The sequence below is a fragment of the Lentzea sp. NPDC102401 genome, assembly GCF_044765805.1.
GTDB classification, from domain to species: domain Bacteria; phylum Actinomycetota; class Actinomycetes; order Mycobacteriales; family Pseudonocardiaceae; genus Lentzea; species Lentzea sokolovensis.
Genome location: NZ_JBIWKS010000008.1, coordinates 166214 through 191384, shown reverse-complemented (window position 1 = coordinate 191384; position 25171 = coordinate 166214). Strand labels below are relative to the sequence as shown.

The 25171-nt window shown below is 67.2% G+C and carries 29 protein-coding genes; 18 read left to right on the top strand and 11 right to left on the bottom strand.

The window, feature by feature from the left end; all coding sequences use genetic code 11:
- Positions 1–53 precede the first annotated feature (53 nt).
- Entirely contained in the window at positions 54–1160 is a 1107-nt protein-coding gene (locus ACIRG5_RS27290) for a hypothetical protein (protein ID WP_402909431.1), read from the top strand.
- Between the two features lie 34 nt (positions 1161–1194).
- On the opposite strand, the gene ACIRG5_RS27285 is transcribed toward ACIRG5_RS27290, so the two are convergent.
- Complete coding sequence (locus tag ACIRG5_RS27285; protein WP_402909428.1) at positions 1195–1368, bottom strand: hypothetical protein; 174 nt, start codon at positions 1366–1368, stop codon at positions 1195–1197.
- 106 nt (positions 1369–1474) lie between these two features.
- On the opposite strand from ACIRG5_RS27285, the gene ACIRG5_RS27280 reads away from it, so the two are divergent.
- The 14 genes from ACIRG5_RS27280 to ACIRG5_RS27215 all read left to right on the top strand — a co-directional run bounded on the left by ACIRG5_RS27280 (position 1475) and on the right by ACIRG5_RS27215 (position 15727).
- The gene (locus ACIRG5_RS27280; RefSeq protein ID WP_319978053.1) at positions 1475–2458 is read left to right on the top strand and encodes a substrate-binding domain-containing protein; all 984 of its coding nucleotides are present in this window, start codon (positions 1475–1477) and stop codon (positions 2456–2458) included.
- A gap of 109 nt (positions 2459–2567) precedes the next feature.
- Entirely contained in the window at positions 2568–3905 is a 1338-nt protein-coding gene (locus ACIRG5_RS27275; protein WP_402909424.1) for an ABC transporter substrate-binding protein, read from the top strand.
- The gene (locus ACIRG5_RS27270) at positions 3906–4763 is read left to right on the top strand and encodes a carbohydrate ABC transporter permease (protein ID WP_402909422.1); all 858 of its coding nucleotides are present in this window, start codon (positions 3906–3908) and stop codon (positions 4761–4763) included. It abuts the gene before it with no gap.
- Complete coding sequence (locus ACIRG5_RS27265; protein ID WP_402909419.1) at positions 4760–5593, top strand: carbohydrate ABC transporter permease; 834 nt, start codon at positions 4760–4762, stop codon at positions 5591–5593. The genes ACIRG5_RS27270 and ACIRG5_RS27265 overlap by 4 nt, the downstream gene beginning before the upstream one ends.
- An 11-nt stretch (positions 5594–5604) precedes the next feature.
- On the top strand, positions 5605–7086 hold the full coding sequence (locus ACIRG5_RS27260; RefSeq protein WP_402909416.1) for a glycoside hydrolase family 13 protein: 1482 nt from the start codon (positions 5605–5607) through the stop codon (positions 7084–7086).
- Positions 7087–7358: 272 nt separating this feature from the next.
- A complete protein-coding gene (locus ACIRG5_RS27255; RefSeq protein WP_093598618.1) occupies positions 7359–8120 on the top strand; it encodes a DeoR/GlpR family DNA-binding transcription regulator in 762 nt (253 codons plus the stop codon).
- Positions 8121–8188: 68 nt separating this feature from the next.
- Positions 8189–9535, top strand: a complete 1347-nt coding sequence (locus ACIRG5_RS27250) for an ABC transporter substrate-binding protein (RefSeq protein WP_402909413.1) — start codon at positions 8189–8191, stop codon at positions 9533–9535.
- A 1-nt stretch (position 9536) separates the two neighbouring features.
- Positions 9537–10466, top strand: coding sequence for a carbohydrate ABC transporter permease (locus ACIRG5_RS27245; RefSeq protein WP_402909410.1), 930 nt, complete (start codon positions 9537–9539; stop codon positions 10464–10466).
- The gene (locus ACIRG5_RS27240) at positions 10463–11278 is read left to right on the top strand and encodes a carbohydrate ABC transporter permease (RefSeq protein ID WP_402909407.1); all 816 of its coding nucleotides are present in this window, start codon (positions 10463–10465) and stop codon (positions 11276–11278) included. The genes ACIRG5_RS27245 and ACIRG5_RS27240 overlap by 4 nt, the downstream gene beginning before the upstream one ends.
- Positions 11275–12264 (top strand): zinc-dependent alcohol dehydrogenase family protein, encoded by a 990-nt coding sequence (locus ACIRG5_RS27235; RefSeq protein WP_402909405.1) that lies wholly within the window; start codon positions 11275–11277, stop codon positions 12262–12264. Before ACIRG5_RS27240 ends, ACIRG5_RS27235 begins: the two co-directional genes overlap by 4 nt.
- A 74-nt stretch (positions 12265–12338) precedes the next feature.
- The gene (locus ACIRG5_RS27230; RefSeq protein WP_319978044.1) at positions 12339–12611 is read left to right on the top strand and encodes a hypothetical protein; all 273 of its coding nucleotides are present in this window, start codon (positions 12339–12341) and stop codon (positions 12609–12611) included.
- On the top strand, positions 12590–14464 hold the full coding sequence (locus ACIRG5_RS27225; protein WP_402909401.1) for a sensor histidine kinase: 1875 nt from the start codon (positions 12590–12592) through the stop codon (positions 14462–14464). The genes ACIRG5_RS27230 and ACIRG5_RS27225 overlap by 22 nt, the downstream gene beginning before the upstream one ends.
- On the top strand, positions 14461–15105 hold the full coding sequence (locus ACIRG5_RS27220; protein ID WP_093599306.1) for a response regulator transcription factor: 645 nt from the start codon (positions 14461–14463) through the stop codon (positions 15103–15105). Before ACIRG5_RS27225 ends, ACIRG5_RS27220 begins: the two co-directional genes overlap by 4 nt.
- A 76-nt stretch (positions 15106–15181) precedes the next feature.
- Positions 15182–15727 (top strand): hypothetical protein, encoded by a 546-nt coding sequence (locus ACIRG5_RS27215; protein WP_402909400.1) that lies wholly within the window; start codon positions 15182–15184, stop codon positions 15725–15727.
- Here ACIRG5_RS27215 and ACIRG5_RS27210 read toward each other — a convergent pair.
- Complete coding sequence (locus ACIRG5_RS27210) at positions 15714–15887, bottom strand: DUF397 domain-containing protein (RefSeq protein WP_402909397.1); 174 nt, start codon at positions 15885–15887, stop codon at positions 15714–15716. The two genes, ACIRG5_RS27215 and ACIRG5_RS27210, sit on opposite strands and share 14 nt — an antisense overlap.
- Positions 15862–16707: a helix-turn-helix domain-containing protein gene (locus ACIRG5_RS27205; RefSeq protein WP_402909394.1), complete on the bottom strand. Its 846-nt coding sequence runs from the start codon at positions 16705–16707 to the stop codon at positions 15862–15864. Before ACIRG5_RS27205 ends, ACIRG5_RS27210 begins: the two co-directional genes overlap by 26 nt.
- A gap of 167 nt (positions 16708–16874) precedes the next feature.
- Between ACIRG5_RS27205 and ACIRG5_RS27200 the strand changes: the two genes are divergently transcribed.
- Positions 16875–18053: a DUF222 domain-containing protein gene (locus tag ACIRG5_RS27200; protein ID WP_402909392.1), complete on the top strand. Its 1179-nt coding sequence runs from the start codon at positions 16875–16877 to the stop codon at positions 18051–18053.
- Between the two features lie 68 nt (positions 18054–18121).
- Here the strand turns inward: ACIRG5_RS27200 and ACIRG5_RS27195 are convergent, their stop codons facing one another.
- The 8 genes from ACIRG5_RS27195 to ACIRG5_RS27160 all read right to left on the bottom strand — a co-directional run bounded on the left by ACIRG5_RS27195 (position 18122) and on the right by ACIRG5_RS27160 (position 23956).
- A complete protein-coding gene (locus tag ACIRG5_RS27195) occupies positions 18122–18289 on the bottom strand; it encodes a hypothetical protein (protein ID WP_402909390.1) in 168 nt (55 codons plus the stop codon).
- Positions 18290–18293: 4 nt separating this feature from the next.
- Positions 18294–19229, bottom strand: a complete 936-nt coding sequence (locus tag ACIRG5_RS27190; RefSeq protein ID WP_402909387.1) for an asparaginase — start codon at positions 19227–19229, stop codon at positions 18294–18296.
- Between the two features lie 30 nt (positions 19230–19259).
- Complete coding sequence (locus ACIRG5_RS27185) at positions 19260–19937, bottom strand: polysaccharide lyase family 7 protein (RefSeq protein WP_402909385.1); 678 nt, start codon at positions 19935–19937, stop codon at positions 19260–19262.
- 111 nt (positions 19938–20048) lie between these two features.
- The gene (locus ACIRG5_RS27180; protein ID WP_402909382.1) at positions 20049–20612 is read right to left on the bottom strand and encodes a 1,2-dihydroxy-3-keto-5-methylthiopentene dioxygenase; all 564 of its coding nucleotides are present in this window, start codon (positions 20610–20612) and stop codon (positions 20049–20051) included.
- Complete coding sequence (mtnB, locus tag ACIRG5_RS27175; RefSeq protein ID WP_402909379.1) at positions 20609–21205, bottom strand: methylthioribulose 1-phosphate dehydratase; 597 nt, start codon at positions 21203–21205, stop codon at positions 20609–20611. Before mtnB ends, ACIRG5_RS27180 begins: the two co-directional genes overlap by 4 nt.
- Positions 21202–21858, bottom strand: coding sequence for an acireductone synthase (gene mtnC / locus ACIRG5_RS27170; RefSeq protein ID WP_330270656.1), 657 nt, complete (start codon positions 21856–21858; stop codon positions 21202–21204). Before mtnC ends, mtnB begins: the two co-directional genes overlap by 4 nt.
- The gene (locus ACIRG5_RS27165) at positions 21855–22856 is read right to left on the bottom strand and encodes a s-methyl-5-thioribose-1-phosphate isomerase (protein WP_402909377.1); all 1002 of its coding nucleotides are present in this window, start codon (positions 22854–22856) and stop codon (positions 21855–21857) included. Before ACIRG5_RS27165 ends, mtnC begins: the two co-directional genes overlap by 4 nt.
- A complete protein-coding gene (locus ACIRG5_RS27160) occupies positions 22856–23956 on the bottom strand; it encodes an acyl-CoA dehydrogenase family protein (RefSeq protein ID WP_402909375.1) in 1101 nt (366 codons plus the stop codon). Before ACIRG5_RS27160 ends, ACIRG5_RS27165 begins: the two co-directional genes overlap by 1 nt.
- Positions 23957–24095: 139 nt before the next feature.
- Here ACIRG5_RS27160 and ACIRG5_RS27155 point away from each other — a divergent pair, with 139 nt between their 5' ends.
- Positions 24096–24299: a cold-shock protein gene (locus tag ACIRG5_RS27155; RefSeq protein ID WP_030479286.1), complete on the top strand. Its 204-nt coding sequence runs from the start codon at positions 24096–24098 to the stop codon at positions 24297–24299.
- A gap of 334 nt (positions 24300–24633) precedes the next feature.
- Complete coding sequence (locus tag ACIRG5_RS27150; RefSeq protein ID WP_402909373.1) at positions 24634–25053, top strand: hypothetical protein; 420 nt, start codon at positions 24634–24636, stop codon at positions 25051–25053.
- Positions 25054–25171 lie beyond the last annotated feature (118 nt).

Sequence of the window (25171 nt, the reverse complement as noted above, 5' to 3'; positions counted from 1 at the left end):
TGGAGTGAGGGGGCGGCGACCAGGTGGTGGCGGCGCGCAGGCACAAACAAGCGTTGGCCGTCGCAATCCTGCTGATCGTTGTCGCAGCCGCGGACCTGACCGCGGTACTGCTGTGGCAGCCCGCTACGCGAAGCCTGTTGCACGACGTGTTGGTCGTGCTCTGGCCGTTGCCCGCGTTGGCGGGCTTCCTGCTCGCCACCTACGAACTGTTCCTGCACAAGCGCCTCGTCGCGGAGATCGGCCGGATCTCCGGGCCCGGCATCGTCCAGCACCTGCTGCCGTCCGAAGTCCTACGCACGTTCCTGTCGACCGTGTACGGAGCGGATCAGGCCAACGACGACGTGGTGGCGGGCGTTCTCGGCGGCGAGGGCGTACGTCCGCACGGCGGCGACCTGACGATCAGCACCGGCACCACGGTGAAGCTGCGACTGCAGGGCATCGACACCAAGACCTACCACCTGATGACGACCCAGCGGTACCAGTTCCGCAGGGACGTCCCCACTGACCGCTTCGTCATCTTCGCGACGTCGAACGCCACCCTGCGCGACACGATCAGCGCCGCCTGCCGCTACCCGTTGTTCGAGCTGTACTTCATCCCGGACCCGTCGCTGTTCCTCGAATCCGTCGACGACCTGCTCGACTCCACCAAGATCGACATCGACTACCTCGACCACGATGACCAGCCCCGTTCGGTGCAACCCAGCCAGATCCCGCCGGTCGAGGTGAGATTCGACCAGTGGGCCAACTACCTGAGGTTCTTCCGGCAACCCATGGCCCCGCTGGGAAAGCTCAGCCCGCACGACCACCTGGGTGATCTGCGGATCTTCGAATGCGATCTCAACGGCATCGCCGACGACCACGTGGTCCGCGCGATCCGCCGGCTCACCATCTCGTCGCGCACCCTGCAGCGCACCAATGACGGATTCTGCTACTGGCAGTCACCCTATCCGTCCTTTGTGGACACCATCAGCTTCGACGCGACGCAACTGGCGGTCGACCAGTCCCCCAGGCACGAGTTCCGGGTCATGCCGTTCACGTTCAAGTCGGCGACCGCCGCCGCCCAGTGGCTGGAGGCGACCGACCTCGTCGACCTGGACGTGCGATCGTGGTTGCTGCCAGGGCACGGGGTGGCGTTGCTGTGGCGCGAGGCGATGGGCTGAGTCACCAGATCGCGACCACGCGACCACGCGAAGGTCAGTCCGCTGGCCTCGCGTAAACGGTGCCGCCGCCGTTGGGCATGCGCAGGAACCAGTCGACTCCGCGGACCGGCTTCACCGGCTTCAGCGGCCAGCAGGAGCGTTCCGGATCCTGCGGGACCGGGGTGGGAACGGGCTTGAGCGGGTCGGTGGCCATCTCGGTCTCCCTCACCTGCGGATGGCATTGGAGCCTAGCCACGACGTGGCCCGGCGGGCGCCTGCCAGGAGGGTGAGCATGGCACTGCAAGCGAGCGCAAGAAATTGCGTACACTTGCGCCATGACGCAACGGAGGCTGGCCGAGGTCGCGGCCAAGGTCGGGGTCAGCGAGGCCACCGTCAGCCGGGTGCTGAACGGCAAGCCGGGGGTCTCGGACGCCACGCGGAGTGCGGTGCTCACGGCACTTGACGTGCTGGGTTACGAGAGGCCCACGCAGTTGCGGGGCGAACGGGCGAGGCTCGTCGGGCTGGTGTTGCCCGAGTTGCAGAACCCGATCTTTCCCGCGTTCGCGGACGTGGTCGGGAACGCGCTGGCGCAACGGGGGTTCACGCCCGTGTTGTGCACGCGGACGGCCGGCGGGGTGACGGAGGCGGAGTACCTGGAACTGTTGCTGGAGCAGCACGTCAGCGGGATCGTGTTCGCTGGCGGGCTGTACGCGCAGAAGGACGCGAGCCACGGGCACTACCAGCAGATGATGTCGCGGAAGCTGCCTGCGGTGCTGGTCAACGCCGCCATAGACGACCTGGCGTTTCCGCGGGTGTCGTGTGATGACGCGGTGGCCGTTGAGCAGGCGTACGGGCACCTCACGTCGCTTGGGCACAAGCGGATCGGAGCGGTGCTCGGGCCGCCGGATCACGTGCCCAGTCAGCGGAAGATGCAGGCCATCGACAAGTGCGGTGGCGCGGATGTCGAGCACGCCATGTTCAGCCTTGAAGGTGGGCAGGCGGCGGCGATGAAGCTCGTGCAGCGCGGGGTCACGGCGATCATCTGCGCCAGCGACCCCCTCGCACTCGGTGCCATAAGGGCCGTGCGGCGTGCTGGGTTGGACGTGCCCAAGGACGTGTCGATCATCGGGTACGACGATTCGGCCTTCATGACCTGCACCGATCCGCCTCTGACGACGGTGCGACAGCCCATTGAGGCGATGGGGCGGGCGGCCGTCGAGCTGCTGGCCAACCAGATCTCTGGCAACGCGGTGGCGCCGGACGAGTTGCTGTTCGAGCCGGAGTTGGTGGTGCGGGCGTCCAGTGCGCCGGTGAGGTAACAAGCACAGTCGTCTTCTTGCGAGTTTTCGTCTGGATATTGCGTTCAGATGTAACGGAGACTTATGGTCGCCGTCACATCGACGCGCTCGCGAGAAGGGCGGCCCCACCATGAAGAAGTCCGCTGCCGTGCTGCTAGGCGGTGTCCTCGTTCTGAGCACCGCCGCCTGTGGGAGCGGTTCCACGACTGAGCCCGGCGGCAAGGTCACGATCAACATCAATGGTCAGCCGCCGCAGACTCAGGCGTTCGACCGCAAGGTCTTCGACGAGGACGTCGCGGAGTTCGAGAAGCAGAACCAGGACATCGACCTCGTGCCGCACGAGGGGTTCATGGACCCGAAGACGTTCTCCGCCAAGCTCGCCGGCGGTCAGCTCGAAGACGTCTTCTACGTCTACTTCACCGATCCCGCCGCGCTCATCGCACGCAAACAGGCCGCCGATCTCACCGACTACGTCAAGGACGTCCCGCACTACGGCGACCTCAAGCAGGAGCTGAAGGACGTCTTCACGGTCGACGGCAAGGTCTACGGGCTGCCCACCGCGAACTACACGATGGGCCTGCTCTACAGCCGCACCAACTTCACCAAGGCCGGCCTGAACCCCGATCAGCCACCGAAGACGTGGGACGAGGTTCGCGCCGCCGCCAAGAAGCTCAAGGACGCCGGTGTCACCGGGTTCGCCGAGTACAGCAAGAGCAACCAGGGCGGCTGGCACTTCACCACCTGGATGAAGTCCGTCGGTGGTGACATCGCCCGCAAGGACGGCGACACCTACAAGGCCGACTTCAACAACGACAAGGGCAAGGAAGTCCTGCGCAGGCTCAAGGAGATGCGCTGGGACGACAACTCCATGGGCGAGAAGCAGCTCCTGGAGATCGGCGACGTCCAGAACATGATGGGCGCCGGGCAGCTCGGCATGTACCTGGCCGCGCCGGACAACGTCGCCGCGATCGTCAACCAGTTCAAGGGCAAGTACGACGACTACGGCCTGGCCGCGATCCCGGAGCAGAAGGGAACCCTGCTCGGCGGCGAGGGTTACATGATCAACCCGAAGGCGACGCCGGAGAAGATCAAGGCGGGCCTGAAGTGGATCCAGTGGAAGTACCTGAACCCGGACCGCCTCGAGGGCAACCTGCAGAAGTACAAGGACCGCGGTCAGCCCGTGGGCCTGCCGATCCCGCCGATCGCGGACATCTGGACCGGTGAGCCGCGCAAGCAGCAGGAAGACCTGAAGGCCAAGTACGCCACCATGCCGGTGAAGAACTTCCAGGCCTATGTGGACGGTTCGGAGGCCACGAAGGGCTCGCTCGAACCGCCGCAGGCGCAGCAGGTCTACGCGATTCTCGACTCCGTCGTGCAGGCCGTGCTGACGAACAAGGACGCTGACCACTCGGCACTGCTGAAGGACGCCGAGACCAAGGTCAACGCCGTTCTGGCGCAGGTGAAGTAAGTGCGGCGCCACGTCACCGCGTACGGCTTCCTGAGTGCCGCGCTGGTCGTCTTCGCGGTGTTCTCCTGGTACCCCATCGTGCGCGGGGTGGTCCTGAGCTTCCAGCAGGTCAACTTCGTGACGAGTCCCGACTGGGTGGGCTGGGAGAACTTCGAGCGACTCTTCGCGGACCCGCTGTTCGGGGTGGCGTGGCGCAACACGCTGTACTTCACGCTTCTGGCGCTGGTTCTCGGCTTCGGCGTCCCGTTCCTGACGGCCGTGGTGCTCAACGAACTGCGGCACGCCAAGGGCTACTTCCGGTTGCTGGTCTACCTGCCGGTGATGTTGCCGCCGGTCGTCACGGCCCTGCTGTGGAAGTGGTTCTACGATCCGGGGCCGGGGCTGTTCAACTCCGTCCTCAGAGGACTCGGGCTGCCGACGTCCCAGTGGCTCGACTCCGCCGGCACCAGCATGATCAGCCTCGTCCTGGTGATCACGTGGGCGAACATGGGCTCGGCCACGCTGATCTACCTGGCCGCACTGCAGACCATCCCCGGCGAGCTGTACGAGGCCGCCGACCTGGACGGCGCGGGGATCGTCAGGAAGGTCTGGCACGTCACGATCCCGCAGACCAAGTTCGTGATCCTGATGTTGTTGCTGCTCCAGGTCGTGGCGACCATGCAGATCTTCACCGAGCCGTTCATCATGACCGGCGGCGGCCCGGAGGAGTCCACGGTCACCGTGCTCCTGCTGCTGTACCGCTACGCCTTCTACTACAACGACTTCGGCACCGCGAGCGCGCTGAGCCTCATCCTCTTCGCGGTGCTGGGCGTCTTCTCCTTCCTCTACCTCAAGATCACGAAGAAGGCCGACGCATGAGGACTCTCACGAGGGGAACGGGCCCGGCGTACTGGATCCTCCTCGCCGGCACGCTGGTCCTGTTCACCGCGGCGTTCCTGCTCCCGCTGGTCTGGGTGCTGATCGGCGCGTTCAAACCGCCGGCGGAACTGGCGCAGCAACCGCCGACGATCCTGCCGGAGACCTGGGAGCCGGGCGCGTACGTCGACGCCTGGAACTACATGGACCTCGGCCGGTTCTTCCTCAACACGTTCGTCGTCGCGATCGGCGCGTGGGCCGTGCAGATGGCCGTGATCGTGCCCGCGGCCTACGCGCTCAGCAAGCTCCGCCCGATCTTCGGCAACGCGATCATGGGCCTGATGCTGGCGACGCTGATGTTGCCGTCGACGGCCGTGCTGGTCCCCGTGTACCTCACGCTGACCGACCTCGATCTGCTGAACAACCCGGCGGGCATCTGGTTGCCGGCCGCGGCGAACGCGCTGAACGTGTACCTGCTCAAGCGCTTCTTCGACCAGATCCCGGAAGAACTTCTCGAAGCGGCCAGGATCGACGGCGCGGGAACGTGGACGACCCTCGTCCGCATCGTGCTGCCGATCTCTCGCCCCATCCTCGCCGTCGTCTCGATCTTCGCGGTCGTGGCGGCGTGGAAGGACTTCATCTGGCCGCTGCTCGTGTTCCCCGACCCGGCGAAGCAGACGCTCAGTGTCGCGCTTCAGCGCTTCGCTCCGGACACCCCGATCAACCTCCTGCTCGCGGGCCTCGTGCTGGCGAGCCTGCCGATGGTGGCGCTGTTCCTGGCGTTCCAGCGGCACATCCTCGCGGGGCTCACCGCGGGCGGCGTAAAAGGCTGAAAGGACACCAGATGAGTTGGTGGCGCAACGCATCCATCTACCAGGTCTACCTGCGCAGCTTCGCGGACGGCAACGGAGACGGCATCGGCGACCTGGCCGGCCTCCGCGCCAAGCTCCAGCACATCGCGAGCCTCGGCTTCGACGCGATCTGGCTCAACCCGTGGTACCCGAGCCCGCTGGCCGACGGCGGCTACGACGTGGCCGACTACCGCGACATCGAGCCGGTGTTCGGATCGCTCGCCGACGCCGAGAAGCTCATCGCGGACGCGCACGGACTCGGCATCCGGATCATCATCGACCTCGTCCCGAACCACAGCAGCGACCAGCACCCGTGGTTCAAGGACGGCCTGTGGGACCGCTTCCACGTCCGTGACACCGAGGAGATCCCGAACGACTGGCAGTCGCGCTTCGGCGGCCCCGCGTGGAGCAAGCTTCCGGACGGTCGCTGGTACCTGCACCTCTACGCCGCCGAGCAGCCGGACTTCAACTGGGAGAACCAGGTCGTCCACGACGAGTTCGAGGACATCCTGCGGTTCTGGCTCGACCGCGGTGTCGACGGCTTCCGCATCGACGTGGCGGACGGTCTGATCAAGGACTTCAGCAAGCCCGACGTGGATCTCCCCTACTCCGACCAGGACGGCGTGCACGAGATCTACCGCAGGTGGCGGCAGATCGTCGACGAGTACGACGGCGACCGCATCCTCGTCGGCGAGATGTGGCTGCCGGACCCGGTCCGGTTCGCCCGGTACCTCCGGCAGGACGAGATGCACAGCGCGTTCAACTTCGACTTCCTCTGCTGCCCGTGGAACGCCGACGAGCTGCGCACGGTCGTCGACAGCACGCTCGCCGCACACGAACCCGTTGGAGCGCCACCGACCTGGGTGCTCTCCAACCACGACGTCACGAGGCACGTGACCCGCTACGGCCGCGAGAAGACGGGATTCTCCTTCGCGGACAGGCAGCACGGCGCCCCGACCGACTTCGAGCTCGGCACCCGTCGCGCCCGTGCGGCGATCATGCTCACGGCCGCGCTGCCCGGTGGCGTGTACGTCTACCAGGGCGAGGAACTGGGCCTCTGGGAGGTCGAGGACCTGCCGGACGAGCTGCGCGAGGACCCGGTGTGGCACCGCTCCGGCTTCACCGACCGGGGCCGCGACGGCTGCCGCGTGCCGCTCCCCTGGTCCGCTGAGGACGGTCCGAGCTGGCTGCCGCAGCCGGAGAACTGGCAGGACTTCTCGGTCGCCGTCCAGACGGACGACCCCGGCTCGATGCTCGCCCTGTACCGCCAGGTCTTCGCGCAGCGTCGCGGCATCGACGGCGACCTGGAGTGGCTCGACCTCGGCGAGAACGTGCTGGCGTTCAAGCGCGGCGATCACACGTGCGTCGTCAACCTGTCGGACGCTCCGATCGATCTGCCGGGCGTGCCAACGTTGTCAAGCATCCCGCTGGAGGACGGAAAGCTGCCGAAGGACGCGGCTGCCTGGCTGAGCTAGGAACGAACTGACAAACAGTGAGCGGTTGTGGTCGAACTGTGACCACAACCGCTCACTGTTTTTGCCCACATGGGGGCGATGCGGGCAGAACGGCACCGGGACTCGGGCATGCCCGCTCTCGTCGACCTGCGTGAACGAGCCGTCACGCACTGCGAGCCGGGCATAATTCGGGCAGGATTCCACGTAGTTGTGGCACCGACCACAATGTTTCGAGGGTGTTTCATCTATGCACGGCCCGAACGGGCAACCCGAGAGCCGAGTGGGCAGGTGACATGCGAGCCGAGGAACGCAAGCGGCGCATCCTGGCCAGGGCCCGCGCCGACGGCCGCGTCGACGTGGTGGAGATGGCGCAGGAACTGCGCGTCGCACCCGAGACGGTCCGGCGCGACCTGCGCGTACTGGACGAACACGGCCTCGTGCGCCGCACGCACGGTGGCGGTGTCCCCGTCGAGAGCGCCGGCTTCGAGACAGGACTCCGGTTCCGCGCCGGGTCGCACGTCCCGGAGAAGCGGCGCATAGCGAAGGCCGCCGCCGAACGGCTCGACGACGCCGAAACGGTCTTCATCGACGAGGGCTACACGCCGCAACTCGTCGCGGAGGCGTTGCCCACGACCAACCCGCTCACGATCATCACCGCGTCGCTGCCGACCGCGGCGGCGATGTCCGAGCACCCGTCGTGCACCGTCCTGCTGCTGGGCGGCCGCGTCAGGGGCCACACACTGGCCACTGTGGACCACTGGACCACCAGGATGCTCGGCGAGATGGTCATCGACCTCGCCTACATCGGCGCGAACGGCATCTCCCGCGAGCACGGCCTGACCACGCCCGACCCGGCGGTCGGCGCGGTGAAGGCCAAGGCGCTCAACGCTTCCCGGCGCAAGATCTTCGTCGGGACGCACACGAAGTTCGGCGTCTCCAGCTTCCACCGGTTCGCCGAGGTCTCCGATCTGGAGGCGGTCGTCACGGACAGCGGCCTCAGCGCGCACGAGGCCCACCGCTACACGTTGCTAGGCCCCAAGGTCATCAGAGCCTGAACGCCCCTCTCCTTTGGGCGCCATCCCCCTACTTTGACGCGCCCAAAAACCCTTGAAAGGAACCGACGATGCCGTCGATTCGCACACCACTTCGCACATTCGGGGCCGCCACCGCCGTGTTGCTGCTCGCGTCCGCCTGTTCGGGTGCCGGTGGCGGGGGTGGTGGTGAGAACTCGGTGAACGTCCTGATGGTGAACAACCCGCAGATGCAGGATCTGCAGAAGCTCACCGCGGACAACTTCACCAAGGACACGGGCATCAAGGTGAACTTCACCGTGCTGCCGGAGAACGACGTCCGCGACAAGATCAGCCAGGACTTCTCCAGCCAGGCAGGCCAGTACGACGTCGCGACGATCTCCAACTACGAGACGCCGATGTACGCCAAGAACGGCTGGCTCGCGCCGATGGACGACTTCGTGTCCAAGGACAGCGGCTTCGACCAGGCGGACATCCTGGAGCCGATCAGGCAGTCGCTGACCGCGGCGGACGGCAAGGTGTACGCGCAGCCGTTCTACGGCGAGTCGTCGTTCCTCATGTACCGCAAGGACATCTTCGAGGCCAAGGGCGTCACGCTGCCCGAGAAGCCGACCTGGCAGCAGGTCGCGGAAGCGGCGCAGAAGGTCGCCACGCCCGAGGTGCGCGGCATCTGCCTGCGCGGCCAGCCGGGCTGGGGTCAGGTCATGGCGCCGCTCACGACGGTCGTGAACACCTTCGGCGGCACGTGGTTCACCAAGGACTGGCAGGCGCAGGTCAACGCGCCCGAGTTCAAGGAGGCCACCAAGTTCTACGTGGATCTCGTGCGCAACCACGGTGAGGCGGGCGCCCCGCAGGCCGGGTTCGCCGAGTGCCTCAACAACATGACGCAGGGCAAGGTCGCGATGTGGTACGACGCCACGGTCGCCGCCGGCCTGCTCGAGGCCGCCGACTCCCCCATCAAGGGCAAGCTCGGCTTCACCCAAGCACCGGTCGTGAAGACCGACAGCTCCGGCTGGCTCTACACGTGGGCGTTCGGCATCCAGAAGGCGTCGAAGAAGCAGGACAACGCCTGGAAGTTCATCTCGTGGGCGTCCGGCAAGGGCTACGAGGAACTGGTCGGCAAGAACCTCGGCTGGTCGAAGCTCCCCGACGGCAAGCGTTCGTCGACCTACCAGCGTGCCGAGTACAAGCAGTCCTCCGGCAGCTTCTCCGCGATGGCCGAGGCCGCGATCAAGGGCGCGAAGCCGCTCAACCCCGGTGTGCAGGAACGTCCGGCGCCCGGCATCCAGTTCGTCGGCATCCCCGAGTTCACCGATCTCGGCACCCAGGTGTCGCAGCAGATCAGCTCGGCGATCGCGGGCGCGGTGACGGTGGACGACGCGCTGAACAACGGTCAGGGACTCGCCGAGAAGGTCGCCGCGAAGTACAAGGGGCAGTGACATGGCGGTCATAGAGCAGGAGCGGCCGGTCGTGGACCGGCCGTCTCCCGCCCCCCGCAGGAGCTATCCCAAGTGGGCGCGGCGGGCGCCGTTGCTGCCCGCGCTCATCTTCCTGATCATCGTGACGCAGCTGCCGTTCGTGGCGACGCTGGTCATCTCGTTCATGAAGTGGAACTCGCTCGACCCGAACAGCCGCGGGTTCGCCGGTTTCGACAACTACGTCAACGTCTTCACCGACCCCGATCTGCGGTCCTCGGTCGTCAACACGATCGTGCTCACCGCGTCGGTCGTGCTGATCAGCCTGGTCCTCGGACTCGGGCTGGCGTTGCTGCTGGACAAGAAGTTCAAGGGCCGCGGGTTCGTGCGCACCATGCTCATCGCGCCGTTCCTCGTGGTGCCGGTGGCGGCGGCGCTGATCTGGAAGCACGTGCTCTACAACCCGGAGTACGGCCTGTTCAACGGAATCCTGAACTGGCTGGGCTTCGACGCCCAGCCGGACTGGATCTCCACCATGCCGATGAGCGCCGTCGTGCTGTCGCTGGTGTGGCAGTGGACGCCGTTCATGATGCTGATCCTGCTGGCGGGCCTGCAGAGCAAGCCGATCGAACCCGTCGAGGCGGCCACGATCGACGGCGCGTCGTCGTTCCAGATCTTCCGCTACCTGACGTTCCCGCACCTGCGCCAGTACCTGGAGCTCGGCGGGCTGCTCGGGTCGATCTACATCGTGCAGAACTTCGACGCGGTCTTCACGATCACGTCCGGCGGTCTGGGCACGGCGAACCTGCCGTACATGATCTACCAGACCTTCTACCAGGCCCACGAGTACGGCGAGGCCTCCGCGGCCGGCGTCATCGTGGTGGCGGGGTCGATCCTGATCGCGACGTTCGCGCTGCGCACGGTGTCCTCGCTGTTCAAGGAGGAGAAGCGATGAGCACCCAATGGGTCAAACACGGCTGGGGTGTGCTCGCCTGGCTCGCCGGCCTCGTGTTCTTCGCGCCGGTGGCCTGGATGTTCCTGACGTCGCTGCACAGCGAGTCGGACGCGGCGACGAACCCGCCGTCCATCGCGGCGCCGCTGACTCTGGACGGGTACGCGGAGTTCTTCGACGCCGGTGCGTGGCCGCCGCTGATCAACTCGTTCAGCGCCTCGATCGGATCGACGATCATCGTGCTGCTGCTGGCGATCCCGGCCGCGTACGCGTTGTCGATCAAGCCGGTGGAGAAGTGGACGGACGTCCTGTTCTTCTTCCTGTCCACCAAGATGATGCCGGTGGTCGCGGCGCTGCTGCCGATCTACCTGATCGCGCAGTTCTCCGGGATGCTCGACAACATCTCGTTCCTCACGCTGCTGTACTGCTCGATGAACCTGCCGATCGCGGTGTGGCTCATGCGGTCGTTCCTCGCCGAGGTCCCCAAGGAGATCCTCGAAGCGGCCTCGATCGACGGCGCCGGGCTGATCACGACCCTGCGCCGGGTGGTGGCGCCGATCGCGATGCCCGGCATCGCGGCGACGGCGTTGATCTGCTTCATCTTCAGCTGGAACGAGCTGCTCTTCGCACGGGTGCTGACCGGTGTCGTCGCCGGTACCGCGCCGGTGTACCTGACCGGGTTCGTCACGTCGCAGGGCCTCTTCCTGGCCAAGGTCTGCGCCGCGGCGGTCGTGGTCTCTCTACCGGTGCTCATCGCCGGGTTCGCCGCTCAGGACAAGCTCGTCCAGGGCCTCTCGTTGGGAGCAGTCAAGTGAAAGCAGCAGTGATCACCGGCGTCGGGTCCGTCGAAGTGACCACTGTGGACGATCCCACCTGCGGTCCCCGCGAAGTGGTCGTCGACGTGGCGGCCTGCGGGTTGTGCGGCACGGACCTGCACATCCTGCAGGGCGAGTTCGCTCCCACCCTGCCGGTCGTGCCGGGCCACGAGTTCGCCGGCACGATCGTGGAGATCGGTTCGCAGGTCAGCGAGCTGAAGGTCGGCGACCGCGTGGCCGTCGACCCGTCGCTCTACTGTCACGAGTGCCGGATGTGCCGTTCCGGCAAGAACAACCTGTGCGAGCGCTGGGCGGCCATCGGCGTCACGACGTCCGGTGGCGCGGCGGAGTTCGCGAAGGCGCCCGTGGCCAACTGCGTGAAGCTGCCGGACCACGTGCGGACCGAGGACGCGGCGTTGATCGAGCCGCTGTCGTGCGCGGTGCGCGGCTACGACGTGCTGCGGTCGCAGATGGCGTCGCGGGTACTGATCTACGGCTCGGGCACGATGGGCCTGATGATGCTGCAGCTCGGCAAGCTGACCGGCGCGTCGTCGATCGAGGTCGTGGACCTGAACGCGGAACGCCTCGAAACGGCCCGTCAGCTCGGCGTCACGGCGGTGGCGGCGAACGCGGACGAGCTGGACCGGCCGCAGGGCTGGGACGTCGTCATCGACGCCACCGGCAACGAGAAGGCCATCCAGGACGGGATCGGGCGGGTCGCCAAGGGCGGCACGTTCCTCCAGTTCGGCGTCTCGGACTACTCGGCCCGCGTGACCATCGAGCCGTACAAGATCTACAACCAGGAGATCACCATCACCGGCTCGATGGCGGTGCTGCACTCGTTCGAACGGGCGGCAGACCTCTTCGCGACCGGAGTACTGGACCCCGAGATCTTCATCAGTGACAGGGTGCCGCTGGCCGACTACGCCGGGGCGTTGGACCAGTTCAAAGCCGGTAAGGGCCGCAAGATCCAGGTCCTGCCGTGAGCTGATCCGAGAAAGTTCTCAGAAGTTCGTGGGCACTCGTGTATCCAGACGAGTGCCCATGACTCCTTCCAGGCATGTCGAAACCCCGGCAGAACGTAGAAGTACCGCCGTACTTCTCGCACATGTCCGACGAAGAGCTCCTCGCCTGGTACGCGGAGCTTCAGGCGCGCGCGATGAACGCGCCGCCTGGGGACGTCGATTTCGATCACTCTCACCAGCCGGCCAAGCCGGTGACCGTCGAAGAGCTCCGCCATCGGATCATGACGTTCCAGGGCTGGCCGGGTGGGCTCTCCACCCTCGACGCCGGTTCTCCGTTCCACAACCTGTGGCACTGGCTCAGCGACTGACCCGGCGCGAGGTCACCCTCGCTCGGGTCATCGGCGCGTTGGTGGCCGCCTGTGTGCTCTTCGCCGTCGTGCACACAGCGGTCACCGGCGCGGTCTCGCATCCGCGGAACTGGCTGGTCGCGTTCGCCTGCACCCTGCTCGGGGTGCGGGTGATCGGCCACGTCCGCAGGTCGTCCGTCGGGTGGTTGCTGCTGGCCATGGGCGTGTTCGGCGCCGTCGCCATCGCGGTCGCGGGTCAGCCCGAGGACCATCCCGCCCGATGGGTCGAGGCGTGGGTCTGGTGGCCCACGTACGCGTTGTTGCCCGCTGTGGCACTGGTCTTCCCGAACGGCAGGCCGTTGAGCAACCGCTGGTGGATCGCCATCGGCGCGTCCCTGTTCAGCGCTGTCGCCGGCACGATCGGGATCGCCTGGGCGTCGTGGGGCGATCCCGCCTCGTTCTGGCAGAGCAGTGGCGGCGGGCTCGCGAAGACGATCACGCTCGTCGCCGTGCTCGCGGCCGGGGTCTCCGTGCTGGCAGCAGTGGTGTCCTTGGCTCTGCGGTGGCGGAGAGCTGAAGGAGACGAACGCCGGTTGCTCGTGTGGGCGTTCGCGCTGCTGACGCTCGCCGGAGTGGCGACCGTCGTGGAGACGACGGACGGGCACATCGCGTGGATCGTTGGTGTGCTTGCGTTTCCGGCCGCCGCGGTCATCGCGATCGTGCGGTACGGCCTGTACGACATCAGCCTGCTGATCCACCGGTCGTTGCTCTACGGCACGTTGACCGTGGTGCTGCTGCTCGTCTATCTCGGCGTGATGGTCGGTGCGGGTGAGCTGTTCACGAACGACGCCGAGGTGATCGGCGTGGTCGCGGCGGGGCTCGCGTTCGCGCCGATTCGCAGCTGGGTGCAGCGCAAGCTCGACCGGTGGCTGTACGGCCAGCGCTCGGATCCTTACGCGACCCTGTCCACGTTGAGCGAGAAGCTCGAACGCTCGCAGGACGTGCTGCCGACCGTCGCGCAGACCGTCGCGGAGTCGTTGAAGCTGCCGTACGTGGCGATTCGCGGCGGTTCGGTGCTGGCCGAGCACGGACGCAGTCGCGGATGGCCGCAGCTGCGCTTTCCCATGACGTACCGGGGTTCTGTCGTCGGCGATCTCGTCGTGGAGCCGCGGGCGCCCGACGAACGGCTGAGCGATCAGGAACTGAGCCTGCTCGTCGATCTCGCCCGCTCCACCGCTCCGGCCGCGCAGTCGATCAAGCTGACCGCCGATCTGCAGCTCGCCCGCGAACGGCTCGTGCGCGCCCGCGAGGAGGAACGGCTGCGGTTGCGGCGCGACCTGCACGACGGCGTCGGACCGGCGCTGGTCGGGATCCGGTTGCAGCTCAAGGCGTTGCGCCGCTCGCTGGGCGAAGTGCTGGACCCGGTGCTGGGCGATGTCGACTCGACGGCCGGCGAGGTGCGCAGCCTCGTGGACGGGCTGCGGCCGCCGATCCTCGACCAGGGCCTGGCCCTGGCCGTGCGCGATGAGGCCGCACGCTTCAACGGCGACCTGCGGGTTCAGGTCGAGGCCGAGGAGATCGAGGGGCTGTCCGCGGCCGTGGAAGTCGCGGCCTATCGGATCGTCGCGGAGGCGTTGACCAACACCGCCCGCCACTCGGGCGCGTCGACGTGCAAGATCACGGTGCGGGCCGACGGCGACCTGATCGTCGAGATCGTGGACGACGGACGTGGGGTCGCGGCTGATTCCAAGCCGGGCGTGGGCCTCGACTCGATGCGGGAACGGTGCGCGGAGCTGGGTGGATCGTGCACAGTAGGACCCGCGGAACCACACGGCACTCGGGTGGTGGCGCGGATCCCGTTGGAGGCCCAGTGACGCGCGTGGTGATCGCGGACGACCACCCGGTGTTCCGGCGCGGGCTGAAAGCGTTGCTGGACGGGGAGGACGGCCTTGAGGTCGTCGGTGACGCCGCCGACGGGCAGGAGGCCGTCAAGGTCGTCCTCGACCTGGAACCGGACGTCGTCGTGATGGACCTGCACATGCCCGTGCTGGGCGGGGTCGAGGCCGCGAAGCAGATCCGTGAGGTGTTGCCGGACATCGGTGTCCTCGTGCTGACCATGCACGAGGACGACGAACTCGTGTTCGCGGCGATGAAGGCCGGAGCCCGCGGCTACCTGGTCAAGACGACCGACGACGACGAGATCGTGCGCGCCGTGCAGGCGATAGGAGCCGGAGAAGCGATCTTCAGCGCCACCATCGCCCAGCGCATGATGGGCTACTTCACCGCGATCTCCTCGTCCAAGGCGGTGCTGTTCCCGCAGCTCACCGACCGCGAACGGGACGTGCTGGAGCTGATGGCGTCCGGGCTCGACAACCCGTCGATCGCGCACAGGCTGAGCCTTTCGGGCAAGACCGTGCGCAACCGGGTCTCCGCGATCTTCACCAAGCTCCAGGTGGCCGATCGCGCGCAGGCCATCGTGCGGGCCCGGGAGGCCGGGCTGGGAAGTCCCTCCTAGTCGGGACACCGGTCACCTGACGGCGGGACTTCGTCCTCGTTTGGATCGGCGTATCCGCCGAAGGGGGCCCGATCGCATGGACATCACCTGGGACGTCGCACACGCGCGGCTCAGCCACGACCGAATGCTGCACATCGCACAGGCGCTCATCTCGATGCGCCCCGAGACCGTCACGCTGGGAGGCGGGGAACCGCTGGGAGTCCCCGGCCTGTTCGAGATCGTCGAACTGTTCCGCGCCGCCGGAATCGACGTCGTCCTGCGCACGTCCGGCAAGTCACTGCACCCGTCGATGGTGCGGACGCTGCTGATGGCGTGCTCGCGCATCGAGGTGTGCGCGATGGCGTTCACGCACGCCATGCACGCGCTGCACCTGCTCGACGTCGGCGCCGCCAAGCTCGACCGGCACGCCGTGTTCGGCCTCGACGCCACCGGCATCCGGCGCGGCTTCGACCGCCTGGAGGAGTTCTGCGCCACGACCGCGTTCGAGCTGCCGCGCCTGGCGTTCATCGCGTTCAGCGACACGATCGGCTCGGACCACGCGCAGTACCTGCAGTCGCTCGCGCCTCAGACCGTCCGGGTGACGGTCGAGACCGCGAACACGTCGGTGGTCAGAGCGAGTTGATCAGGGCGCGCCAGGCAGGGGTGGAGAACGCGAGTACCGCACCGCTCGCGTTCTTCGTGTCCCGCACCAGCGCGTCCTCGGCCAGCGACACCTCCACGCAGTTGCCCGAGCCGCTGCCACCGCTGTAGCTGCTCTTACGCCAAGTCCGTTCCTGGAACATCCGAGTCCTCTCGCAGGCCGCTGACATACTCCATCAGCTTGCTCCGCGATTGTTCCTCATCCAGGGCAACGGCATCCAGCCGCTGAAAGAGCCTCCTCGCCCGCGCGACAGCGGTCTTGTCCTGCGCGAACACCTTCGCCATGTCGGTTTCGCAGTACACGACCGGCAACGCCTTCTCGAACTCGTACAGCACGCAAGGCGAACGGAAAGCCGTGATGTGTGCGGGCACGACCCGGAGCATGTGGGTGTTGAAGAGGAGACGCAGGTACTGATCTTCACGGACCGCGGCACTGCCCAGCTGCATCCGCAACGCCAGCTCGTGCACGTAGAACAAGCACTCCGGACGACTCGGGCGCCTCATGATCGCCTGCCGCTCCATGCGCGCACGGACGAACTTCTCGATGTCCTCGGGCGCCTCGATGTGGGAATCGACGAACAGCTCCCGCGCGTAGTCCTCCACCTGCACGAGACCAGGCACCGTCATGATGTCGAGGCTGATGATCTTCGTGGCCATCGCCTCGGCCATGGCGAGCGTGCGCAGGTCGTCCGGCAGCTGCGCGAAGAACAGGTCGAACGCGTTGTAGTAGCGGCCACGGAACGCATCGATGAAGTCGATGTCCTTGCCACACGTCGTCAGGTACTGGACGAGGTCGATCTCGCTGGCCCGTACCTTGCCGAGTTCGATGTCGGACACCTTGCTCGGATCCCAGCCGAGCTGGACGGCCATCGCACGGCCGTGGAAAAGGGTGGTGGTCTCTCTCAGACGGCGTAGCTCGTCGCCGAGATCCCGGCTGTACGGAGTCGAAATGATCGCGGTCATGCTCAGTGACGGTATGGCTTGGATTTGAACCATGCCACGGGCTCGTTCGGGTGAAAACGTGATGACCTATGGCGCCGTGCGGCACACACGGCGCCATAGGGTCTGACCTGCACGTTCACCGAATCGTGGAATGGAATTCGAACACCTGTTCATGCCACGATGAACGCATGACAGCCCTCGGACTCGCTTCCCCGCTTGAGCTCCTCGACGAGCTCAAGCGGAAAGTCCGTGCGCTGCACCAGCTCCAGTTCCAGGTCCTCGAGATCATCGGCGCGCTGGACCAGCAGGGTGCGGCGGAAACGCTGGGGTACAAGGATCTGATCGAGGTCTTCAAGCACGCGCTGCGCTGGGATCCCAAGGTCTCGCGCCGCAAGATCAAGCAGGCGCAGGCGTTGTGCCCCACGATCACGCCCACCGGCTCCCAGATCGCCCCGGCGCTGCCGGGCGTGGCGGCCGCGATGGCCGAGGGCGAACTGTCCGAGGACCACGTGGAGGTGCTGGCCGAGGCGATGGCCGGCCTGCCCTCCGTGGCGGAAGAGCACGTCGTCGGTTACGCGCTCCAGCACGAACCTCGCTCGGCGAAGGCGTTCTGCAAGGAGCTGGCCTACCGGCTCGACCAGGACGGCCCGGAGCCCAAGGAGCCGGAGCCGGTCCAGCAGAAGAACTCCCTGCGGCGCCAGTGGAGGGCGGGCCGGTACCTGCTGTCCGCCGACCTGGACGCTGAGACGGGAGCGAAGCTCGACGCTCTCATCGACCCACTGGCCAAGCCCGAACCCCACGACCTGAGGTTCGCGTCAGAACGCGACGGCGACGCCCTGTGCGAGGTGGTCGATCTGGCCCTGCGCGCGAGCGGCAACAGGATCCACGGCGGCGAGCGAGTCCAGCTGACGGTCACGGTCGACTTCGACAAGCTGCGCAAGGGCATCGGCGGCGCCCTGCTGGACAACGGCGATCACCTGCCGATGAACCAGGTCCGCAAGGTCGCCTGCGACGCGGGCGTCATCCCCGTCCTGCTGGGCAGCCGTTCCCAGGTCTACGACGTGGGCCGCAGGACCAGGACGATCAACGCCGGTCTGCGCCGCGTCCTCGTGGCCCGTGACAAGGGCTGCGCCTTCCCCGGCTGCACCCGCCCGCCCACGCACTGCGAAGCCCACCACATCAGGCACTGGTCCGAGGGCGGCGAGACCAACGCGGCCAATCTCACCCTGCTCTGCCGCCGTCACCACGACCTGGCCCACCAGTCGGAGTGGCAGGTCCAGATGCTCGACGGCGTCCCGGCCTTCCGCCCACCGGCGTTCATCGACCCGCTCCGAAGACCGAGAACCAATGCGATCCGCGCTGCCTAGTGCCTCGCGGTCGCCGCTCTCGAAGAGAGTCCGGTCGGTGGTCCTGATCTCGTTGCTGGACAAGGAGATCAGGACCCCGGCGAGCAACGCGCGAGTCCGCTCGTGCGCAGCACCTGCAGAGGGAGGTCCCGCGCGAGGGTGCCAGCCCGGCCGATCAACACGAAGTCACAGCCCTCGTCCAGCAACTGCCCGGCGCGCAGGTCGGTCATGACCTGGCCACCGTCGTCAAGGAGCACCAGTTCAGAAGACGTCACCGCGGGCGGCGAACACGTCCTCGATCGGACACTGCGAGCCGAGCGTGAGCCGCAGCAGCACGCGTGCCTTGCGCGGGCACAACCACCCGGCCATCACCGCGCCGCGCTGGATCAGGTCCGACTCGGATCCGGTGAAGCCGTAGGTGTCGCGGAACGTCGTCCCGGCGCCTGTCCGCGTCGCGACCACCACCGGGAACTGGGCCCGCGAGATCGCCTCGGCCATGCCCTGCGACACGTGACCGACGCCCGCGGCCGCGACGACGGCGCCCTTGACGTTGAGCCAGTCGAGGATCGCGCCGTCATCGTCCACAGTGGCCTCGATGAGCGGAACCGCGGGCGCGTCGAGAGGTCGCGGCAACGCCGGAAGCCGGTGCGCGGGATGGAAGTACCGCGGCGCGCCTTCGACGACGAGTCCGAGCGGGCCGGGGAACGACGTGAAGGCGTTCGTCAGGCTGCTGTGCGTCTTGCGGACCCAGCGGGCGGCGTGGATCTCGTCGTTGAGGACGAGCAACGCGCCGCGCCCGCGTGAGTTCTGGGCAGCCGCAACGGAAACGGCCGCGGCGAGGTTGGCGGGGCCGTCCGCGCCGGGGAGTCCTGGGTGCCGCATCGCGCCGGTGACGACGATCGGTTCCTCGTGCGGCCACAGGCAGTCGAAGAAGTACGCGGTCTCTTCGAGGGTGTCGGTGCCCTGGATGACCACGACACCTTGTGCGCCTTGGGAAACCTGCTTGTCGGCCCAGTCGAAGGCGTCCAGCAGCGTGGCGAACGTGAGCGAGGCGCCGGGGATCGTGGCGAGGGTGGCGATCTCGCCCACCTCGAGGCCCTGGACGAGGTCTTTGGCGCCCAGGGTCGGCGACACCGCGCCGGAGCCCGTCATCGTGATCGTGCCGCCGAGCGATGCCACCGCCACCTGTGAGCTCATGCACTCACTCTAGGGTCCCGGAAGAAGGGATTACTGGCGCCAGTAGGTGATGTTGCGGAAACGGGCCTCCGCGCGGCCGCTGCCGTGGTGGTAGACGCCGTTCTTGAAATAGCGCGTCGCCGGGCCCTCGTCCTGGTGGGTGAGTTTGAGAGCGCCGTTGTAGTAGGTCTTCACGGTGCCCCGGCCGCCCGCGACGGCGGTGTGTTCGACGCGGATCTTGAACCATTTGTTGTAAATGCCGGTCGCGATGACCTGGTTGCTGTCCTTGCGCAGGGTGCCGCCGTTGATGTTGGCGACGTTGAGCATCACGTCGGTGGCGCGGGTGCCGTCCGGGCGGCTGCCGCGCAGGATCTGCACGACGGTCGGGCCGCTGACACCGGCCGGGATGAAGATCTCGCCCTCCCAGGCGCGCGACCCGCTGGAGTACTCCTGGTTGAAGCGCATCTCGGTGCGCGGATCCGTCGGGCTGCCCTGGGTGTGCGGCTGGTCGTAGTCGTACACCCACATCGTGTGCACGCCGCCGGAGAACGTGTAACGGCTGCTCAGAGCCAGGTTGTACGGCTTCTGGACGGTGTAGGTGTACGGCGCCGACACCCACTGCGCGGACGGCGGCTGAGCGAGGGCCTGAGCCGCCGGGGCCACGAGCAGGGGTGCGGTCAACGCGAGGGCGAGCACGGATCGTCGTGTGTGGAGTGCAGGGGTTTCCACGGTGAATCCCTCCGACCTTCGATAAGTGGTCTGTACCACTGTGAGGTCAGAGGGCGGAGGGAATCAATAGCTCGTTCAAATTCCGGAACAATGTTCAGATAGGCGAACTTTTCACATTCCTGAACTGAGCTCGTCGAAGGTCGGGAACTTCTTCGCGATGTCGCTGCCGGTGAAGTTCCCGATCCAGCCGTCGTCGTCGTGGAAGAACCTGACCGACACGTAGTCCGGCGTCGTGCCCATGTCGAACCAGTGCGTCGTGTTCGCCGGAACGCTCAGCAGGTCGCCCGCCGTGCAGAACACCGCGTAGACCTTGTCGCCGATGTGCAGGTAGAAAACCCCTGCGCCACGGGCGAAGTAGCGGTCCTCGTCGTCGTCGTGGGTGTGCTCGGCGAGGAACTTGTCGCGGAACTCGACGGCCTTCGCGCGGTACTCGTCGGTGTCGGCCGGCGTCATCTCCATCGCGTCGACGTAGCCGTAGCCCTCCGTCTCGCTGACGCGGGCGATGTCGTCTTTGAAGATGTCCAGGGCGTTCTCGGCGGTGACACCGTCCACAACGGACCAGCGACTGAAGCGCACGCCGTGCTCCTTGAGCGCGGTGGCGATCTCCTCGGCGTCGGTGGTGCGCAGGACGGTCTCCTCGGGGCCGGATTCCGGCCACACGGTCAACAGCGTCATGAGTGCCTCCCCGTAAAGATGTCTCGCGTCTCCACCTTGAAGCGCAGCAACCACTCCAGGCATTCCAGGCGGTGCCGTGCCTGCATCAGGTCATCGCCCCACACGTACACGCCGTGCCGCGCGACGAGCAGTGCCGGGACCTTCGGGTCGAAGCCCTTCTCGAAGGCGTCGCCCAGTTCGAGCATGTCCTGCGAGTTGCGAACGACCGGGATCACGACCTCTTCGTGGTCGTGCCGTCCGAAACCCTTGAGCATCTCCAGGTCCTTGAGCACCACGCCGTCGGGCCAGTGTTCCGCCGCCACAACGGTGGCCAGCGCGTGGACGTGCACGACGGCGCCGGCACCCGAGACGTGGGCGATCCTGGCGTGCAGGCCCGCTTCGGCGGACGGGACCTTCGGCGAGTCGACCGCGTTGCCGTCGACGTCGATGACCACGCTGTCGTCCGCGGTGATCTCGCCCTTGTCGACGCCGCTGACCGTGACCGCGAGCCGGAGCGGATCACGCTGCAGGACAACGGAGAGGTTGCCGCTCGTGCCGCGCATCCAGCCCATCTGGGCGTAGCGGACGCACTCGCGGGCGAGCTCCGCCGTCACGACAGCTCCCAGACCGTGGGGTGCGGCGTGAAGTCGGCGTTGCCGTACGGCTCACCGGCGCGGGCGACGCCGACCGTCTTCCAGCCCGCCTCCTGCGCGGCGTGCAGCTCTGCCGGAACGTCGCTGTAGAAAGTGATGTCGTCGCTCTGGAGCGTCTCCGCGATCTTGTGGTACGACGCGGCTTCGCGCTTCGGACCGGCGTTGACCGTGTCGAAGTGGTGCTCCAGCAACGGGGTCAGGTCGCCGTCCGTGGTGTGCTGGAAGAACGCGACCTGGCCCGCGACCGAGCCGGAGCTGAAGATCGCGAGCTTCACTCCGTCGTCGTGCCACTTGCGGATCGCGGGGACGACATCCGGGAAGAACTCCGCCACCAGGTCGCCCTGCGCATAGCCCTGCTGCCAGATGAGGCCCTGCAACGTCTTGAGCGGCGTGACCTTCTGGTCGGCGTCCATCCAGTCGTGCAGCGCTTTGACAACGTCGTCGTGCCCGCTCAGTTCCTTGATCTGCTTGACGGCGTCGGCCACCACCGGGTCGTCACCGTGCTGCTCGATCCACGGCCCGAGCCGGGGGCGGGCGTAGTCGTAGAGGACGACCAGCACCTGGTCCGTCGCGCTCAGCGTGCCCTCGATGTCGAGCACGACCCACTTGCTCACCGCTGTTCTCCCTCGTAGTACTCGTCGAGCGCGCCGGCGTCGAAGACACCCCGGTCCGTCACCACGGTCGTGACGAAGCGCGGCGGTGTCACGTCGAACGCCGGGTAGTGCCCTTTCACCCTCGGCGTGGCACTGGGCCTGCCGAGGACCTGCAACACTTCCGAGCCGTCGCGGTACTCGATTTCGACGTGTTCCGTCGTCGGCGCCTGCAGATCGGGTGCCTGCACTTGGGCGTGGAACGGTACTCCGAACGCGTGCGCCGCCACGGCCAGCCCCAGTGTGCCGACCTTGTTGACGACGTGCCCGTCCATGGTGACGCGATCGGCCGCCGTGACCAACGCGTCGACCTGCCCGCTCTGCAGGACGGCGGCGCCCATGCCGTCCGTGATGAGCGTGGTGTCGACGCCCATCTCGATCAACGTCTCCGCGGTGAGCCGGGCTCCCTGCAGGTACGGCCTGGTCTCCGTGCAGAAGAACTTGAGCCGCTTGCCTTGCGCCTGCGCGGCTTTGACCGTTTCGGTGAGGTACAGGTCGGCCCAGCAGTGGGTCATGACCGTGGCGTCGGCGGGCAGCAGGTTCGCCGTGTGCTCCCCCAGCGCCTGGCTCTTGGCGCGGTACCTGCGATCGCCTTCCTCGGCGCCGGTCACCGCGTGCGCGATGTCCTGCGCGGCGTCCACGTGTTCGAGCACGATCTTGGTCGCCTTGCGCAGGGCGTTGTTGGTGCGCCTGGTGTTCTCGAGCATCCGTGCGGTTTCCGCGAGCTGCGCGCGGGCGTTCTCGAACGGCAGGCCTTCGAGGGTGCGTGCCTTGAGCACCAGGGCGAACAGCACCGCGAAGTACGGGCCGGAGGACTGGGTGACCATGTCCTCGATGGCCCGCGCGACCTCCTCGGCCGTGCGGCAGAGCACCCAGTTCCGTTCGAACGGGAACTGCCGCCGGTCGAGGATCAGGACGCCGTTCTCGGTGAGCTTCACCGAGTCGGCGAGGACCGGCTGCATCAGCTGTACCCGGTGTGCGCGGGGCGCGCGCCGGTGAGGAAGTGCTCGCCGACCTCGCGTGCCTTGTAGACGACCGGGTCGTGCAGCGTGAGCGTGCGGGCGTTGCGCCAGAAGCGGTCCACGCCGTACTTGGCCGCCGTGCCGCGCGCGCCGACCTGCTCGAAGATGCGGCTGGTGACCTCGTTGACGAGCTTGGTGCTGACGACCTTGGCCTCGGAGATCGTGACCGCGACCTCGCCGCGCTTGGCCGGGGTCAGGTGCCTGCCGAGTTCGGTCGCCTCCCAGAGCTGCCGCGCGGCTTCGTCCGCGAGCAGCCCGGCGGCCCTGGTCTGGGACACCATCTCGCCGTAGGCCGCGACGATGTACGGATCCTCGGTGGCCGTTTCGACGCCGCTGACGAACCACGGGCGGGTCTTCGTGCGGGTGTAGTCGGCGGCTTCGGCGAGCGCGCCTTCCGCGATGGCCACGTAGAGCTGGGCGAGCACGAGCTGGAAGCCGATCGCGGCGAGGCTGATCTGTGGGTCCTCGTTCGCCGGCTGGACGCCGAGGATCTCAGTGACCGCGACGTTCTCGAAGTTCACGCCACCGGACGCGGTGAGGCGCTGGCCGATGTTGTCCCAATCGTCCAAGTAGGTGATTCCGGCGGCTTTCCCGTCGAGCAGGAAGGTGAGTTTCTCGCCGTTGTCCGTGCGGGTCGCACTGACCACTAGGCGGTCGGCGACGGCGGCTCCAGTGGCGAACGTCTTGCGACCGTTGAGGACGAAACCTTTTTCGGCGGGGCTGAGTTCGAGCGCCGCGTCGAGCGGGTTGCTGACACCGGCCCAGAACTGGTCGGGCCGGACGCTGAACGGCGCGTCGAACAGGCCGCTGCGCCAGATCTGCAGGTAGTGGTACCCGAGGAGGTGCCCGATGTTGGCGTCGGCGGCCCCGATGATCCGGCCGATCTTCTGCTGCTGAGTCCAGTCGCCGACGTTCAGCAAGCCGCTCTGCCTGAGCAGTTCCACCTCTTTGACGGGTGGCTGGTTCGCCCGGTCCCTGTCCGCCGCGTCGGACCTGAGCGTCGCCGCCACCTCGTGCGCGACGTCCAGCCAGTTCGTCATCCCTGCTCCTCTCGGGGTACCACGTTCAACTTACTTCGTCACACCACCGGGCTAACCACGATGTGAGAGAGACCGTCGACTGGCAGACTGCCCGCGCACCTCGCTCTGGCGAGGGACCAACATCTAGGGAGCATTCGGTATGGCGCAGGGCACCGTGAAGTGGTTCAACGGCGAGAAGGGCTTCGGATTCATCGCGCAGGACGGCGGCGGTCCGGACGTGTTCGTGCACTACTCGCAGATCTCCGGCTCGGGCTTCAAGTCGCTGGAAGAGCAGCAGCGCGTGGAGTTCGAGATCGGCCAGGGTCAGAAGGGGCCGCAGGCGCAGGACGTCCGCGCCATCTGATTCAGCTCTTGGAGGCCCGCTCGGTACGCGCCGGGCGGGCTTCTTCGTGCCCAGACCTCCAGAACGGGCGCTGAGCTGGACTTCTCGGGAGTGTCAGACCCGTCTGTCATCGTGGTCACATCAGCTAGTTCGGAAAGCCACGACGATCGAAAGGCCTGGTACCGCCATGCGTTCCCTCTCCTCAGTCCACTCCGGACCTCGTGGTCGCCTGCCGGGTTCGGCCGCGCGGTGACGGCGCCGCAGTGCGTCCGGCAGCGCAAGGACGGCCGTCGCTGCGAGGCCCGCGCGGCGGACTGGGGCGTACCCGATCCTGCCGGCCTCGCCGCGAACCCCCATGGCGTGCTGGGCTCACCTGACACCGGCCGAACGCACGACCTGCCGTGCGAACCGCGACCGCCGAGCCCCGCGGCCTCAGGACCACGCCGCACCGGCTCCACTCCCCCGGCGCCAGGCCGCGCCGCTCCCGTGGCCACCGCACCGCTCCACACCCAAGATCACCACCTCGCACAGCCTGCGGAAGTCCCTCAACAAGGCCGCTTTCCTGCTGGCGACCGACTCCGGCCGCCATCCCGGCGCGGTCAACAGCGAACTGAACGGCGTCATGGGCGTCGAACGTCGTGCCGAGGCGAGCAAGGAACAGCTGCGTGAGGGCCTGAGGTACGTCGGCGATCAGCTGCGAGCCCTGGGCAGGTCCCGCACCACGCCGCGTGACCGTGATGCCGGCACGACGTTCGGGGGCGATCCGCCGTTCTGAGACGACACAGGCGCCGCGGTCCGTCGACCACGACGCCTGTACTTGCCGCCGCGGGATGTCGACGACGTGCGCTCACGGGACGTGCCCGGAGCAAGTGGCAACCGAGGGAGTCGAACCC